Raw genomic sequence first — 16,275 nt, forward strand, 5'->3', positions numbered from 1 at the left:
TTATAATTTCATGGTCAGGGCGATCCTCTTCTTCTGAACGTCCACGCTTATGACCTTGACTTCAACAATATCTCCCACGCTCACCGCTTCCAGGGGATGCTTGATGAATTTATCCGACATCTGGGAGATGTGAACAAGGCCATCCTGGTGAACTCCAATATCTACAAAGGCACCGAAATCAATAACATTTCTTACCGTTCCCTTTAATACCATGCCTGGCTTCAAATCCTTCATGTCCATAACATCGGTACGGAGAATGGGGGCAGGCATCTGGTCTCTGGGATCTCTTGCCGGTTTTTCCAGCTCTTTTACAATATCACGCAGGGTGATCTCTCCGATTTCCAGCTGGGCTGCCAGCGCTTTATAATCCAGAATCTTTTTACCGATTCCATTTAATCCTCCATGAGCCAGCTCTGTTAAGTCATAGCCAAGCTTTGTCAAAAGCTTTTTTGCTGCATCGTAGGTTTCCGGGTGAACGCTGGTTCCGTCCAATGGATTCTTCCCACCCTGGATCCTCATAAAGCCTGCGCACTGCTCGTATGCCTTTGGCCCAAGCTTGGGAACCTTTAAAAGTTGGTTTCTGCCGGCAAAGGCCCCGTTTTCTTCGCGGTAAATTACGATATTCTTTGCAATGGGCTTTGAAATGCCGGATATATATTCCAGCAGGGAAGTAGAAGCTGTATTAAGATCCACTCCCACTTTGTTTACACAGTCCTCTACCACCCCCTGGAGGGCTTCGCTTAAATGCTTCTGGTTCATATCATGCTGGTACTGGCCCACCCCAATGGATTTGGGGTCGATCTTCACAAGTTCTGCCAAAGGATCCTGCAGTCTTCTTGCAATGGAAGCGGCACTTCTCTGGCCTACGTCAAATTCAGGAAACTCTTCCGTAGCTAGCTTGCTGGCAGAATAAACAGAGGCCCCTGCCTCATTAACAATAATGTACTGAACCTGCTCTGGGATCTCCTTTAACAATTCCACGATAACGGCTTCCGATTCCCTGGATGCGGTTCCGTTTCCTACGGAAATCAGGGATATATGGTATTTTTTGATCAGCTTCTTTAAGACGGCTTTTGCTTCCTCCACCTTGTTCTGGGGTGCTGTGGGATAAATGACTATGGTATCAAGAACTTTTCCTGTCTCATCCACAACAGCCAGCTTGCAGCCGGTTCGAAATGCCGGATCCCAGCCCAGGACCACCCGTCCTGCAATGGGAGGCTGCATTAAAAGCTGCTCTAAGTTTTTGCCGAACACCCGGATCGCTCCAGCCTCTGCCTGCTCTGTCAACGAGTTTCTTACCTCACGCTCAATGGCCGGGGCTATGAGGCGGTCATAACTGTCTGCGATCACCTCTTTAAGGACAGTCGTGGTGTATGGATTGTCCTTTGCAATCACCTGCTTTTCCAGAAAACGTATAATCTGCTCTACAGGTGCAAGTATTTTTACCGTAAGGATCTTCTCTTTTTCCCCTCGGTTTAAAGCCAGGATCCTGTGGCCTGCGGATTTTTTAATGGTTTCCTCATAATTGTAATACATTTCATAAACAGATTCTGCCTCTTCATCCTTTGCTGATGACTGAAGGCTTCCCTGGTTTACGGTGGCATTCCGGATATAGGTGCGGTATTCCGCGTTGTCGGAAATCCGCTCTGCCAGGATGTCCTTTGCCCCATTTATGGCTTCCTCCGGAGAAGAAACGCCCATTTCTTCAGAAACATACTCCAGTCCTACCTCTGTTAAGGGAGTCTTTATCATCTGAAGCATGATTAAATCCGCAAGGGGTTCCAGCCCCTTCTCCTTTGCAATGGTCGCTCTTGTCCTTCTCTTTGGCTTATAGGGACGGTATAAATCCTCCACAGCTACCAGAGTCTGGGCTTCTATTATCTTTTTTTCCAGCTCCGGAGTCAGCTTCTCCTGCTCCCTGATGGAAGAAAGAACCTGTTCCTTCCGCTCTTCTAAATTCCGCAGATAGCGGAGCCTTTCATCCAGGTTACGCAGAACCTCATCATCTAAAGATCCGGTGACCTCCTTCCGGTATCTTGCAATAAACGGAATGGTGTTCCCTTCGTCAATGAGCTTTACTGCCGCTTCCACCTGCCCGCGGCTAATGGAAAGTTCTTCTTGTAATGCCTTTATTATGTCCATGGTGATCCCCTTATTTTTTCATAATTTGTATCGTAATGAATTTTCGTTCAGCCTTTATTCAATTTACTATTATAATTCATCAGCCTTCCTTATGCAAGACCCGTCTGGACATGCAGGCCTTTTCGTGCTACAATCATAAAATAGTGTGGTTAATAACCATTTTTTTGTTTTCACAATATGCAAACGAGGTAAATTACGAATGGAAGAAAACCATAACAGCAACAACGGGATGCTGCCCCAGATCCGTCCGACAGGTTCCCTTCTGGCCTTCTGGTCCGTTCTTCTTGGCGGCATTGGACTTGCCAGCGACTGTCTTCCCCTATTCAGTATCTGGAGTCTGCCTGCAGGCCTGTTTCTCGGCCTGATCGGCATTGCATGCGCTGTGCTCTCCAAACAGGGAAAACCATTTACGCAACAGGCCCAGCTTGGCCTGATCCTGTCTATTATTTCCACGGTCTGCGGCCTTATGATGGCTTTATTTATTATTTTTGTATATGATACTATGGACACCAATACGCCTTTGGGCCATTATTTCAGACAGGTTTTTGAGACTGCCTCTCAGGCCCTTACATCCTCTCCTTCCGGAGAATAGAGCCTATCTCATAACAGGCAGCAGATCTATCCCCTTTATAACCAGCATATAATTCTTGAAAATCCAATTGGCTGCAACAATAGCCGCTCCTGCCAGGATCAGTATCCTGGCTCTTTTTTTATGTTCAAAGGGATTTTTATGTCCTTTAACGGCCCATATGATCATTTCCAAAAACAGAACGAGAACAGCATAAAGGACCAGCGGATGATACTGAAAACTCATTCGCAGGTCCCCTCGCAGCAATGACCGGACGGCCCGGGTTCCCCCACAGCCCGGACAATAAAGTCCGGTTAGGGAATGGAACAGACAGGGAAGCCCGAGGCCAAATATTCTTTTTAACAAGTTCATTTTTTCACCTTAGTTTAATCCGCCAGATCAAAGGCATCATGGACGGTCCTCATAGCACGGTTTACATCCGCTTCATCGATTAAAACCGTTATCCGTATCTCAGAGGTGGCGATCATCTTGATATTCACATTGGCACTGGAAAGGGCTTCAAACATCTTTGCAGCCACTCCGGGATTTCCTGTCATCCCTGCGCCGATAATGGAAATCTTAGCGACGTTTTCCTCGCTCGTCACATCCTGGGCGGTGATGGACTCCTTATTTTCCATTAAAAGATCCATGGTATCCTTTAAATCTGTCTTTGCCACCGTAAAGGAAATATCCTTTCTTTCTTCCCGTCCGATGGACTGAATGATAATATCCACATTGATATTATTCCTTGCCAGGAGATTAAAGATTTTAAAAGCAATTCCCGGCGTATTTTTAACCCCGATTACTGAAATACGGGCTACATTCTTATCCGCGGCAACACCGCTAACCAGCATTCTTTCCAATTTTGTTTCCTCCTTGACGACTGTACCTTCTGCCCTGGTCAGACTTGACAGAACAACCAACTGAACTCCATAACGCTTTGCCATCTCCACAGACCGGTTATGGAGCACTTTTGCTCCAAGGGAAGCGAATTCCAGCATTTCATCATAAGAAACCTCAGGGAGCTTTCTAGCGTTTGGAACGATGTGGGGATCTGCAGTGTATACTCCATCCACATCCGTATAGATCTCACATGCATCCGCATGAAGGGCGGCTGCAAGGGCTACGGCCGTTGTATCAGAGCCTCCCCGGCCAAGTGTTGTTAAGTCTTCGTACTTATTAACCCCCTGAAAGCCTGTGACGATCACAATTTTCCTGGCCTCCAGTTCATGCCGTATACGTTCTGTATCGATCCGCTTTAATTTGGCCGTTCCGTAGGCAGAGGTGGTGTGCATGGCCACCTGAGCCGCATTTAAAGAAACGGCGGGGACTCCCAAAGAATTCATTGCCATAGCCATAAGGGCCACACTGACCTGTTCCCCGGTGGCTAACAGCATATCCAGTTCTCTCTTAGGAGGGTTAGGATTTATCTCAAGGGCCTTTGCAATGAGACCATCCGTTGTCTTTCCCATAGCGGACAGTACCACTACCACCTGATTGCCTTTTTCATATTCCTCAATGCAGCGCTTTGCCACATTAAAAATTCTTTCTTTGTCTGCGACGGAGCTACCGCCAAATTTTTTCACTACTAACATTGATGCCTCCTGGCGAAAAGTCAAGCAGATATTCTGATCCGCTTTGCTGTATGCTCATAACCTGTTACACCGTTACTAATTCTGCGCGGATGCGCTGCCTGATTCCCGGCAGCTTTTTCGCTTTAATTTCGTATTCTTCTTCGGTCATAGTTTCCGTAAGGACTGCAAATTCGTCCATATGGTCCAGTTCCACCACTTCCACCTTGCCGAATACTGCCTCCACTTCTTTCACACGTTTATCAGCAATTCCTTTGATCCTCACAAAATAGCGGAAGGAGCTGCTGCTCATGGAAGAAATGGTAAGGTTTTCCCTATCCCAGCCCATTTCCACATGATGGCCTTGATGATTCAGGGCTTCAATAATATCCGCTACCACAGCGCTTGCTGTTGGAAGCTTACCGGCCCCGCTTCCATAAAACATGGACGTGCCCAACATGTTTCCTTTTACCAGAATGCCGTTATAAACATCATTTACGGAATATAACGGATGATCTTTTCCAATCATGACCGGGGCTACAAATGCATGGACGGTTCCGTCCTGGATCCTGCTGGAGCCAAACAGCTTTACAGAGGTTCCCATAGCATCGGCATAGCGGAAATCCACATCCGTTATTTTTGTTATCCCTTCTGTATAAATATGCTCGTAATTAACCTCGTGTCCCGTTGCCATTGCCGTCAGGATGGCAATCTTTCGACAGGTATCGTGTCCTTCCACATCGGCTTCCGGATTCCGCTCCGCGTAGCCCAGGTCCTGAGCCTCTCGTAAAGCCGTTTCAAAGGTTTCGCCTGCTTTGTCCATTTTTGTCAGAATATAGTTAGTGGTTCCATTTAAAATACCGGTGATCTCTTCAATCACCTCACCTGCAAGGGAAGTATACAGAGGGCGTATGACAGGAATACCGCCGCCTACACTTGCCTCGAAGAAAAAATTCACATGATGCTCTTTTGCAATTTCCAAAAGTTCCGTTCCGTATGCCGCCACCAGAGCCTTATTGGAGGTGGCCACATGCTTGCCTGCCTTTAAACACGCCTTCACAAAGGGATAAGCAGGATTTAGTCCTCCCATGGTCTCAACTACCATGGACACTGACTGATCCTTTTCAATGACGGAAAAGTCATGAACGATCTTATCTTCAGCAGGATCTCCCGGAAATTCCCTTAAATCCAGGACATACTTTACATCAACTTCATCGCCAACCTTTTTGGCAATTATCTCTTTGTTTCTTTCCAAAACCTCTACCACACCTGATCCAATGGTGCCATAGCCCATAACTGCAATATGTCTCATATTATCCTCCGGCAACTCGCTTTCGTATTATTTTTCAAGGAAGTTCAATTTGTCATTCAGCTCATCGAACGGCTGCCTCTACTCCCTGGCTAAAATTTTAACGTAGTGGACTCCATTTTTTTCTTCTATTTCCTCCACCATTTTTGAAACATTGCCGGTGGTCTCAAGGACTTCCACGCTTAATGTCAAGGTGGCCACTCCATTGACCGGAATGCTCTGGTGTATGGTTAGGATATTGGCGCGGTACACAGCAACCACATGAAGCAGATCGGACAGTAAACCTGGTTCATCATCCATCTGCATCACTAGTGTTATGGTCTTCCCTTTCGTATTATCATAAAAAGGAAAGATATCATCCTTATACTTATAAAAAGAGCTGCGGCTGATCCCGACCCGGTCAGTTGCCTCCTGTACGGTAATAACCCGCTCCGATTCCAACAGCTTTTTTGCTTCAACTACTTTCAGCAATACTTCAGGTACAGCCTTTTGCTTTACCACAAAATATTTACTCTTTTCTTCCATAATAAAAATATCTTCCCTTCTGTGTCCGCATCGGAAATACATCTGTGCTCATAGGGAAGATATTATCATATTTAGGCAGGGTATGCAACTATTTTTCTATTTATTTTCTTCGGTTTTTAAAAAAATACAGGAAAAAACCTCTATTCAGCGCTGCTTTCCCCGGACTTTGCCCCAGTACTCAGCCAGCGTAAATAGGCGTACATGAACTGATCCAAAGAACCGTCCAGAACGCTTCCTACATTGCCGGTTTCCGCATTGGTCCTGTGATCCTTGACCATGGTATAAGGCTGAAGGACATAGGAACGGATCTGGTTACCCCAGCCGATCTCTGTCACATCGCCCCGGATTCCGGATAATTTCTCCGCATTTTCCTGCTGCTTCAGCATATAAAGCTTTGCCTTTAACATCTGCATGGCCTTGTCCTTGTTCTGGAACTGGGAGCGCTCATTCTGGCACTGAACCACAATTCCGGTAGGAAGGTGAGTGATGCGGATGGCCGAAGAAGTTTTGTTGATATGCTGTCCTCCTGCTCCGCTGGAGCGGTAGGTATCGATGCGAAGGTCCTCATCGTTGATCTCCACATCCAAATCCTCTTCGATATCCGGCATGACATCACAGGATACAAAGGAGGTCTGGCGTTTGCCTGCGGCATTAAACGGCGAGATGCGCACCAGACGGTGAACTCCCTTTTCCGATTTCAAATACCCAAAGGCATTGGGCCCGTTGATCTGAACCGTAACGGATTTAATGCCCGCTTCTTCCCCGTCAAGGTAATCCAGGACTTCTAAGGAAAAGCCTTTTTTCTCCGCCCACCGGCAGAACATACGGTACAGCATGCCGCACCAGTCACAGGATTCGGTTCCTCCTGCGCCTGCGTTGAGCTTTAAAATGGCATTGTCGCTGTCGTACTCACCGGACAGCAGGGTATTGATGCGCATGTTCTCCAGTTTTTCTTTAAACTGGTTTAACATCTCTTCCACTTCCGGAACCAGGGAGGGATCATTCTCCTCATTTCCCATTTCGATCATTACGCCAATGTCTTCATACTGCTGCTCTAAGTCCTTATAACTCTGAACAGTATCTTTTAAATTCTTTGCAAGCTGTACAATCTTGGCCGACTTTTCAGGATCCTCCCAAAAGCCCGGCTCTTCCATGGACTTGTCCAGCTCATCGATTCTCTTTAACTTATTATCTAAGTCAAAGTGAATCCCTCACTTCCACTAATGGTTTTTCAAACGTTGATAATTCGTATTTGTACTGGTCTAACTCTACCACTGTGTCACCCACTTTCTGAATTTAATTATTTATCTTAACAAAATTGGAGTCCGATCCTAAAAAAGGGTGCGAACTCCAATTTTATAAAAATACTATACTAATTTACGTCCGCAGCACTGCTTGTATTTCTTACCGGAACCGCATGGACATGGATCATTCGGATATACCTTAGCTTCCACCTTCTTTACCGGTGCTTTCGGGGAGCTCTCATCCTTATTGGTTCCTGTCACCTTGGCAGCCGGTTCTCTCTCCACCTTCTGCTCTACGCGGATATGGAATAAGATTCTTACGGTATCCTCACGGATGGCAGCAGCCATCTCATCAAACATCTGATATCCGCTCATCTTATATTCCACCAGCGGATCTCTCTGTCCGTAAGCCTGCAGGCCGATGCCCTGGCGCAGCTGATCCATATCATCGATATGGGACATCCATTTATTATCGATCACCTTTAAGAGAATCACACGCTCGATTTCACGAATCTGTTCTCCCTCCGGGAATTCTGCTTCCTTGGATTCATATAGCTTAATAGCTTCTTCCTTCAGCATATGCTTCAGTTCATTCTTCTTAATCTTCTTATCTTCCGGAAGAGTAACTGGCTGTAGAGGAATGATAGGGAGAAGAAGGGTGTTAAGCTCATTCAAATCCCAATCTTCCGGTGCCTGGTCATCGCTGACAGAAAGATCAACCGCATTTTCCACAATATCCGTCACCATCTTTAACACGAAGTCACGCATATTGTCTCCATCCAGAACCTTTCTTCTCTCTGCATAGATCACTTCACGCTGTTCGTTCATGACCTCGTCATATTTTAAAAGGTTCTCACGGATGCCGTAGTTGTTTGTCTCAATCTTCATCTGGGCCTTTTCAATGGCATTAGAGAGCATCTTGTGCTCGATCTGCTCTCCTTCCGGCACACCAAGAGCATTGAACATGCCTACCAGACGTTCGGAACCAAACAGACGCATTAAGTCATCTTCAAGGGAAATATAAAATCTGGATTCTCCCGGGTCGCCCTGACGTCCGGAACGGCCGCGCAGCTGGTTATCAATACGGCGGGATTCATGACGCTCCGTACCGATGATCTTTAAACCGCCTGCTGCCTTTGACTCGTCATCAAGCTTAATATCCGTACCACGGCCTGCCATGTTGGTGGCAATGGTTACAGCCTTATGCACACCTGCATCTGCTACGATCTCAGCTTCCAGCTCATGATATTTTGCATTCAGCACCTTATGAGGAATTCCCCGGCGCCGTAACATGTTGCTTAACATTTCAGAGGTTTCAATGGTAATGGTACCTACCAGGACAGGCTGTCCCTTCTCGTAAGCAATCTCCACTTCATTGCATACCGCTTCAAATTTCTCTTTCTTTGTTTTATAAACGGCATCCTCCTGATCAATACGTGCGATCGGGCGGTTGGTTGGGATGGAAATGGCATCCATGCCGTAGGTATTACGGAATTCCTTCTCTTCTGTAAGGGCGGTACCGGTCATACCGGCTTTTTTATTGTACTTATTAAAGAAGTTCTGGAAAGTGATGGTGGCAAGAGTTTTGCTCTCTCTCCGCACATTTACGTGCTCCTTGGCTTCAATCGCCTGATGGAGTCCGTCAGAATAACGTCTGCCAGGCATAATACGTCCGGTAAACTCATCAACAATCAGTACCTCATCATCCTTTACTACATAATCCTTATCCCGGAACATGAGATAATTGGCACGAAGGGCCAGAATAATGTTATGCTGGATCTCTAAGTTCTGGGGATCGGATAAGTTCTCGATGTGGAAGAACTGCTCTACCTTTTCCACACCCTGTTCGGTTAAGTTAACAACCTTGTCCTTTTCATCCACAACAAAGTCGCCGGTTTCCGTGATCTCCTCTCCCATGATGGCTGCCATCTTGGAGAATTCTGCGGAAGCCTCGCCTCGTTCCAGCTGACGGGCCAGAATGTCACAGACCTCATACAGTTTTGTGGACTTGCCGCTCTGCCCGGAAATAATAAGAGGTGTTCTTGCCTCATCAATTAATACAGAGTCTACCTCATCAATGATACAAAAATCTAAATTCCTTAAAACCATCTGTTCCTTATAGATGGCCATGTTATCTCTCAGATAATCAAAACCAAGCTCGTTGTTGGTTACATAGGTAATGTCGCAGTTGTATGCTTCACGTCTTTCGTCAGAATTCATGGAGTTAAGCACGACCCCAACGGTCAGGCCCAGGAATTCATGTACTCTTCCCATCCACTCTGCATCTCGTTTTGCCAGGTAATCATTGACCGTTACAATCTGGACTCCATTGCCTGCCAGTGCGTTTAAATAAGCAGGGCAGGTAGATACCAGGGTCTTACCTTCACCGGTCTTCATCTCAGAAATACGTCCCTGATGAAGAACGAGTCCGCCGATGAGCTGCACACGGAAATGCTCCATATTAAGAACTCTTCGTGCTGCCTCTCTCACCGTTGCAAAAGCTTCCGGTAAAATATCATCCAGAGTCTCGCCTGATGAAAGCCTTTCCTTAAAGAGCCTTGTGTTGTTTCTCAGCTCCTCATCCGTAAGTGCAACCATGGTCGGACGCAGAGCTTCTATCTTATCCACAATGGGTTCTATTAATTTTAATTCTCTTTCACTATGAGTTCCAAATATTTTTTGAACGAAGTTCATAATTCATTCTCCTACTCTTCTTAACGATATACACGATACAATCTCGTATATTGTAGCACTAACTCCTTCTTAATTCAACGAATTCATAAAAAATTAACATTCTGGTAATAAACAGGGCCTATTATTACCAGGTCCTTCCTTTTTCCACAGCAAACAACGGCAAATCTGGAAAATTTTATGGTTAACCTGACACATTGCACAAAAAACCTGTTCGATTCTCCGCTTTTCCACATTATCCACATTACATTGTGTATTTTTCCCCCAGTTTTATCCCCACTATGAAATCCCATAATTAGGGGAAAAATTAGTTATACACCAAGTTATCCACATTATCCACATTTATTCTCCACAGATTCCCATATTTCCCATCCAGTTGTCAGACTTTCGGATTTTTGTATATATGTCATAAAGTTTCCTTTTTCGACGAAAATTTCTCTTTTTCCCTTGACTTTTTTTTTAGTCCATCTATAGTTTTTCAATAATTAGTCAAACTAATAAGTAGAGACATTTTACAAAAAATTACCAATAATTATCTAATAATTTTACAATGCAATTGAACTATTCTCAAAAATATGCTATACTATAACCATCTCAAGAAAAAGGAGCTGATGACTTATGCGTTTTACAATTACAGGGAGAAATATTGAGGTAACATCGGGATTACGCGAGGCAGTCGAGGACAAGCTTGGAAAGCTGGACCGTTTCTTCGCTCCTGCGACAGAAGCAACAGTAAGACTCAGCGTACAGAAAGAAATTCAGAAAATCGAAGTAACTATTCCAGTGAAAGGACATATAATCAGAGCAGAAGAATCCAGTACAGACATGTACGTTTCCATTGATCTTGTGGAAGAGATCCTGGAACGCCAGCTGAAAAAATATAAAAACAAATTAATCAACAAAAAGCTGAATGCCCCTTCCTTTTCAACAGCTTTTCTGGAAGATGAAACCCAGCCAGATGATCATGTAGAAATCGTTAAGTCAAAGAAATTTGCCATTAAGCCCATGGATCCGGAAGAAGCCTGTGTTCAGATGGAACTTCTTGGTCATAGCTTCTACGTATTCTTAAATGCAGATACAGAGGAAGTCAATGTGGTTTATAAAAGAAAAGGCGGCTCCTACGGCCTGATTGAACCAGAATTCTAAAACTTAAAAAAAGCAGCCAGGACAATTGTCCGGCTGATCAGATTGTAGGCAAATCGGTGTCAGGACGCAAGTCCTGGCACTGTTTTTCTATGTACATATTGTTCATCATGATTTTTAACGTCAGAAAAGAAAAGCTGTCCTTTAGCTGACCCGTTCTTTTGTTTCTTTCCGGTGACCATACAGTTCCTTCATCCACGGTATATAGCTAATGTCCTCACACAACTCCATGTATGGTTCTTAGATATGTCAGGTAACCAGTTTCACATGTTCTACTGTTTTTTCAATTTGGAATCATAATATAAATTAGAAGGTGATTGACCATCTTAGGGTAATGTGTTGAAGGTAATGTTTGTTTTTTCAATTAATTTTTTGCAATCGGTAAAATGACGATTGACAAACGGCAATGACATAATCGCTGACAATTATGAACTTTGTTGTAATAAAATCATACTTATCGGGATAATCTGAGGGTAACCCCATCGCGATTATAACCATACCTACGGTAGCAGGGTCTAAACCATCTATCCCAGAATAATCATCAAGTAAATCATCTTGTTTCATTTGACTTAAGGTTTCTTGATAATAAGCAAATACAGGGTTATCATGTTAATCTGAAAAAGGGTCTCTAAAAGTTTTTTCGCTGTAGTGGATAAAAAGATGGTCTTTTGATATTTCTATTACTGCATAGTCTAAGGCACCACCGGTAATATTGTATTTTAAACTGTACCCAATTGTATTTCCAACCTGCCACATTCCGTATAATGAGTGTTCTATCTCCTTCGTGACCATCCCTATTGCTCATTTTTGTTGGATTCTGGTATCGACTTATCATGTGCTTTACGGTATCGTGTGTTGTCAGAAAGGAGGTATCTCATGACCGAACAAGAATTACTGGATATGTTTATTCAGGAACGAATCAATATGTTGCTGGCAACCCTCAACAAAACGAAGCAGGAAAAGACAACAGCAGAAAATGAGCAGATCTTTCAAGCAACACATTTTATCGACAATCTACCGGATGATAAACGAGAACTGGTAGATGATTACATCGAACAATTCATCGATGAGTTTGCCAGTGAAGAACCTTATCTGTATTGGCAGGGATTTCTGGATGCAGTAAGAGTGATTAATTTCTTAAGAAAATTATAAACACAATCTTAGTTCAAAACACAAAGATGGGCTCGTGCCAATCTTTTTGGCATAAGCCCATCTTTAAATGTTTTTCTTTAGAATTAAATTACTAAGAAGAATATCACAGAATAATCAAATATTAACTATTCTGTGATATTCACCTTTTTCCAAGAACTCATCATTGTTATTTTAATTGACTTTCAATGGTTTCAATTAACTCTAGTTCACTATTAACTAATTTATATGTCTTTCTATAGCCATCTTTATCGGGATCTATAACCTTTTCGATTAATGTTAATTTATCATCAATATACTTATATGACGTAAATTCATGTCCAGTAGCACTGCCTCTGTTGGTAACATTAATTACCTGATTATCATAGTCAAACGAAATTGATCCAACTATTTTTAAATCTTGGGACTCAATAAAGCTATTCTCTGTTTTATCCCAAACCCAAAAATAATAAGAAGGATTTTTTCCCATTGAAGTGCTTAAAATTTTGAATCCGCCATAACCATCAAACTTAAAATCTCCATATTCGAAATCAAAAGTATCTAATGTGCAAGGGGCGAAATCATCTTCATCAAATTGAATTTCTTGTATTATCTTTGTATCAGCTTTAATAACCAGCTTGACAGGATAATAAAAATTAGTATTATAATCATCTTCTTCAATTTTACCAATTAACTCAAAACTTAAATCTGGCATATGTTCTGTTGCTTGAACATTTATATATTTGCTATATTGATCTGGTACTGGGGCTTTTAACATATCTGTTGTCGCAGAATCTAATACATCTTTAGAGTTGATTTCATGGTCAACAGAATATTCTGCTGTTGAATTTTCGACCGCCAATAAATTTGCTTTCGATATGATTCCCCCTCCAATACAGCAAAATAAAAAGATTGTAAAAATAATTGGCTTTTTATGCATAATGACTCCTTCGATTTGTTTAGAGATATTTACTCAAACTTCGTGCATAGGTATTATCCATGTACGAAGTTTGAGTATTTAAACCAATATCCGTTTCTAAATTATCGTCAACAAGTTCTTCTTAGGGCTAATTGCAAATACTTAATGATTAATAATTAAAGTATTCTGTAATAACAACTTTAAAATGCGTTAAAGGTGCTTGAACCATTTGAAAAGATACCAATTGCTTTGTTAAATGAGTTCTTTCTATCCGCCCAACCAATTGGTGGAGTACTTGGTTCTGAGTATATTTTTCCGTTTAGAAGTGTTTGCAATCCTGATTTTGTATAACCACCATTTATAGCATAACTTACTGCTAAGTATATTAACTTCATCTCGGCCCCCTTATTAATGCCATATTCAATAACATTAGTCGTTATGTCGCAGCTTATAGCATTCCCTTTTGTCCATGAGTAACATGCTGATGACATTGGTAAATATGTTGCTATATGAAATGGTAAATCCAGTATACTGCTAATATCATTGCTCGAATATCCGATGGATGTCATGAACGGAACCTGGTTTCCGGTGGGGTTAGATGACGTCGTGCCTGTTAACTGGCTGTACCCTCCACCTCTTTGGTTATAAGCATATCCTAAAGAGGAACTCCACGTCTCAGCTATCCTTTTTCCATACAAGGATTCTTGTGCCGTAATAGCCATAAACATTAAAACTGATTCATCATACTTTCCTATTCCATATTTCTCAATATAATAGTTAAAGTTCGATACAATATCTTGATCGGAAATACTGCTAAACTCATTGTTTAAATAATCTAAATGATTTTGTATTTCATTAAGATATGCTGTGGCATTTGAGACAATTCCTTGGAAGTCATTAGCAGTATAACCGGCAAGCTTATTGATATAGGTTTGTCTGTCATATTCAAAATTAAAACTTTTCAATTGAGCCAAAGTAATATAGTTCTTTGAAGAACCGGTTCCTATCAGATTGGAATTTGTTGTCGTCTTATAATCATTTAGTGGATACCCCGAACCCTTAGTTCTATTTACTGTTGGAACCTCTATAACCTCTATTATTCCTCCATAAAGGCATACTAGAAAATCTCCTGTAGTAATGGCATCAACATACTTTCCTACCGACTCATCCCATATCTTCACTTTAGAACTCTTAGTCTTACTCCAACTTCCATTTAAAATAGGAATACATTTATGCATGATAAACGGTAATCTGGACTTTAGAGTTGGAATCACAATAGGTCTTTCGGGATATCCTTCCGGCGTAGGTCTTTTACATTCTCCAAATGTATGTATGTTCTCATTCGCTTTACAATCAGTGCATATTCCTAAGGGGGAACCAGCCTTTTCCACCCCATGATCATTCAGGATATCGAATGTAATCATTTTATTCCCTCCGCTGCACCGTAGAATTGATCCTCTTGTTACATATTCATTTTCTTCCTGAAACTGCCCATAAAATGCATAATGTTTGACCATCAGCTCCATGACTTCTTTTTCATAATCCTCCAGTTTGCCGGCACCTTTCATTTCAATATATTTCTCAATGAGATTTCCCTGAAATTTAAACTTAAAATCTCCAATATACGCAGCCTCGCGGGTAACTTTAACTCCAGCCTTTACCGATTCATTTGCCATGCTATTACCTCCTTAATCCATCAAATTGAAAATTGATATAATGTACCTGTTGCAAGAGAAATGCTTTTTTTATATTTTTATCAGAATATCACGCCATTTCACAATATCCAATATAATAGCTGAATTTGGTCACTAACTTTCCAAATTCGGTAGGCATAGCAGCTGTTGGTCAAAAAAAGGCACTGCATCAGCAATGCCCTAAAATCTTGCCGGTTCGTAGAAAACCATTTTCCGCGTAAGTAAAGGAGGAGAAAAAAGATAGTTTCTTCGTCTTTTTTCGGGGGACATGAAGCGGAAGAATGGTTTTCTACGAACCTCAATACATTTTGTCTACATTTTAAGCAGCCAGGACAATTGTCTTGTCCTGGCTGCTTTTTCTCATACTTAGATTCGAGTCAGATACCGCTCTACACTGGTAATTGCGTTTGCGCCGTCTGAAACAGCTGTGGAAACCTGCCGAAGCTGTTTGGTGCGCACATCACCGGCTGCAAAGATTCCGGGAACATTGGTTTCACAGTCCTCGCCGGCCTTTATATAGCCATGATCCATCTCCACCAGGTTGTTAAACGCTTCGCTTTGCGGGTTGATTCCTACTGCGATAAACACTCCGTCTACCGCAAGCTTTTTCGATTCCTCGGTTTTTGCATTCTTTATGGTCAGGGATTCCACCTGATCACCGCCTTCGATCTCCTCTACCACGGTATCCCAGATGATTTCCACATTTTTTTGGTTAAATAGCTGGGTCTGCAAAGTCTTTGCCCCCCTCAGCTTATTTCTCCTATGAATTAAGTATACCTTTTTACACATTCTGGCCAGGAAAATGGCATCTTCAATGGCAACGTCACCGCCACCCACAACTGCTGCCACCTTATTGCGGAAAAATGCACCGTCACAGGTCGCACAGTAGGAAACTCCCATGCCTGTTAACTCCTCTTCTCCGATCACGCTTAGCTTCCGGTGCTGGGCTCCGGTAGAGATGATGACTGTCTTTGTCGCATAGGTCCTCTCTTCTCCCACTACGGTAAATTTCCCGTCAGACGCTTCGATCCGAAGGACCTCGTCTGTGGAAAACTCTGCTCCCAGCTTCTCTGCGTGTTCCCGGAACTTCATTCCAAGATCAAAGCCGTTAATTCCAGGCAGCCCCGGGTAATTATCCACTTCATAAGTATTAAGGACCTGGCCGCCGCTTGCCATCTCTTTTTCGATTACTACCATCTTAAGCTCAGCCCTTTTACCATAAACCGCAGCCGAAAGCCCTGCGGGCCCGGACCCGATGATCACCACATCATAAATCTCATTCATATTTATCTACCTGCTTTCTCTATTCTATCTGATATTAGGTTTTCTATCTTCATTATA

15 protein-coding genes are annotated in these 16,275 nt (G+C 42.8%); 3 read left to right on the forward strand and 12 right to left on the reverse strand.

Features of this window, described 5'->3' with window-relative positions; translation table 11 throughout:
* Positions 1-2,142: a Tex family protein gene (locus tag BMX69_RS16635; RefSeq protein WP_100042961.1), complete on the reverse strand. Its 2,142-nt coding sequence runs from the start codon at positions 2,140-2,142 to the stop codon at positions 1-3.
* A gap of 199 nt (positions 2,143-2,341) precedes the next feature.
* Here BMX69_RS16635 and BMX69_RS16640 point away from each other — a divergent pair, with 199 nt between their 5' ends.
* On the forward strand, positions 2,342-2,734 hold the full coding sequence (locus BMX69_RS16640) for a hypothetical protein (protein WP_025229970.1): 393 nt from the start codon (positions 2,342-2,344) through the stop codon (positions 2,732-2,734).
* Between the two features lie 3 nt (positions 2,735-2,737).
* On the opposite strand, the gene BMX69_RS16645 is transcribed toward BMX69_RS16640, so the two are convergent.
* The 6 genes from BMX69_RS16645 to secA all read right to left on the reverse strand — a co-directional run bounded on the left by BMX69_RS16645 (position 2,738) and on the right by secA (position 10,053).
* Entirely contained in the window at positions 2,738-3,082 is a 345-nt protein-coding gene (locus tag BMX69_RS16645) for a DUF2752 domain-containing protein (protein ID WP_054790285.1), read from the reverse strand.
* Positions 3,083-3,096: 14 nt separating this feature from the next.
* Entirely contained in the window at positions 3,097-4,305 is a 1,209-nt protein-coding gene (locus BMX69_RS16650) for an aspartate kinase (protein ID WP_054790272.1), read from the reverse strand.
* A 64-nt stretch (positions 4,306-4,369) separates the two neighbouring features.
* Positions 4,370-5,593 carry a homoserine dehydrogenase gene (locus BMX69_RS16655; RefSeq protein WP_100042962.1) on the reverse strand — a complete coding sequence of 408 codons (1,224 nt, stop codon included), beginning with the start codon at positions 5,591-5,593 and terminating at the stop codon, positions 4,370-4,372.
* A 78-nt stretch (positions 5,594-5,671) separates the two neighbouring features.
* On the reverse strand, positions 5,672-6,115 hold the full coding sequence (locus BMX69_RS16660; RefSeq protein ID WP_025229974.1) for an ACT domain-containing protein: 444 nt from the start codon (positions 6,113-6,115) through the stop codon (positions 5,672-5,674).
* A 140-nt stretch (positions 6,116-6,255) separates the two neighbouring features.
* A protein-coding gene (gene prfB / locus BMX69_RS16665; RefSeq protein WP_115639904.1) for a peptide chain release factor 2 occupies positions 6,256-7,390 on the reverse strand; the annotation gives its coding sequence in 2 pieces (ribosomal slippage) (positions 6,256-7,314 and positions 7,316-7,390; 1,134 coding nt in all).
* 92 nt (positions 7,391-7,482) lie between these two features.
* Positions 7,483-10,053 (reverse strand): preprotein translocase subunit SecA, encoded by a 2,571-nt coding sequence (gene secA / locus BMX69_RS16670; RefSeq protein ID WP_100042964.1) that lies wholly within the window; start codon positions 10,051-10,053, stop codon positions 7,483-7,485.
* A gap of 615 nt (positions 10,054-10,668) precedes the next feature.
* On the opposite strand from secA, the gene hpf reads away from it, so the two are divergent.
* A complete protein-coding gene (gene hpf / locus BMX69_RS16675) occupies positions 10,669-11,196 on the forward strand; it encodes a ribosome hibernation-promoting factor, HPF/YfiA family (RefSeq protein ID WP_054790271.1) in 528 nt (175 codons plus the stop codon).
* A 357-nt stretch (positions 11,197-11,553) separates the two neighbouring features.
* Here hpf and BMX69_RS16680 read toward each other — a convergent pair whose 3' ends face one another.
* Together BMX69_RS16680 and BMX69_RS24180 are read right to left on the reverse strand one after the other, a co-directional pair.
* Positions 11,554-11,757: a hypothetical protein gene (locus BMX69_RS16680; protein ID WP_100042965.1), complete on the reverse strand. Its 204-nt coding sequence runs from the start codon at positions 11,755-11,757 to the stop codon at positions 11,554-11,556.
* Between the two features lie 45 nt (positions 11,758-11,802).
* Entirely contained in the window at positions 11,803-11,985 is a 183-nt protein-coding gene (locus tag BMX69_RS24180) for a hypothetical protein (RefSeq protein WP_147297069.1), read from the reverse strand.
* Positions 11,986-12,069: 84 nt separating this feature from the next.
* On the opposite strand from BMX69_RS24180, the gene BMX69_RS16685 reads away from it, so the two are divergent.
* Positions 12,070-12,345, forward strand: a complete 276-nt coding sequence (locus BMX69_RS16685) for a hypothetical protein (protein WP_054790269.1) — start codon at positions 12,070-12,072, stop codon at positions 12,343-12,345.
* Between the two features lie 166 nt (positions 12,346-12,511).
* Here the strand turns inward: BMX69_RS16685 and BMX69_RS16690 are convergent, their stop codons facing one another.
* From BMX69_RS16690 to trxB, 3 genes are all read right to left on the reverse strand, one after another.
* Positions 12,512-13,261 carry an XAC2610-related protein gene (locus BMX69_RS16690; RefSeq protein ID WP_100042966.1) on the reverse strand — a complete coding sequence of 250 codons (750 nt, stop codon included), beginning with the start codon at positions 13,259-13,261 and terminating at the stop codon, positions 12,512-12,514.
* A gap of 179 nt (positions 13,262-13,440) precedes the next feature.
* On the reverse strand, positions 13,441-14,916 hold the full coding sequence (locus tag BMX69_RS16695) for a PAAR-like protein (RefSeq protein ID WP_100042967.1): 1,476 nt from the start codon (positions 14,914-14,916) through the stop codon (positions 13,441-13,443).
* A gap of 384 nt (positions 14,917-15,300) precedes the next feature.
* Positions 15,301-16,218 (reverse strand): thioredoxin-disulfide reductase, encoded by a 918-nt coding sequence (trxB, locus tag BMX69_RS16700; protein WP_100042968.1) that lies wholly within the window; start codon positions 16,216-16,218, stop codon positions 15,301-15,303.
* Between the last annotated feature and the right edge of the window lie 57 nt (positions 16,219-16,275).

Origin of the sequence: Lacrimispora sphenoides JCM 1415 (assembly GCF_900105615.1) — a bacterium.
Lineage (GTDB): Bacteria > Bacillota > Clostridia > Lachnospirales > Lachnospiraceae > Lacrimispora > Lacrimispora sphenoides.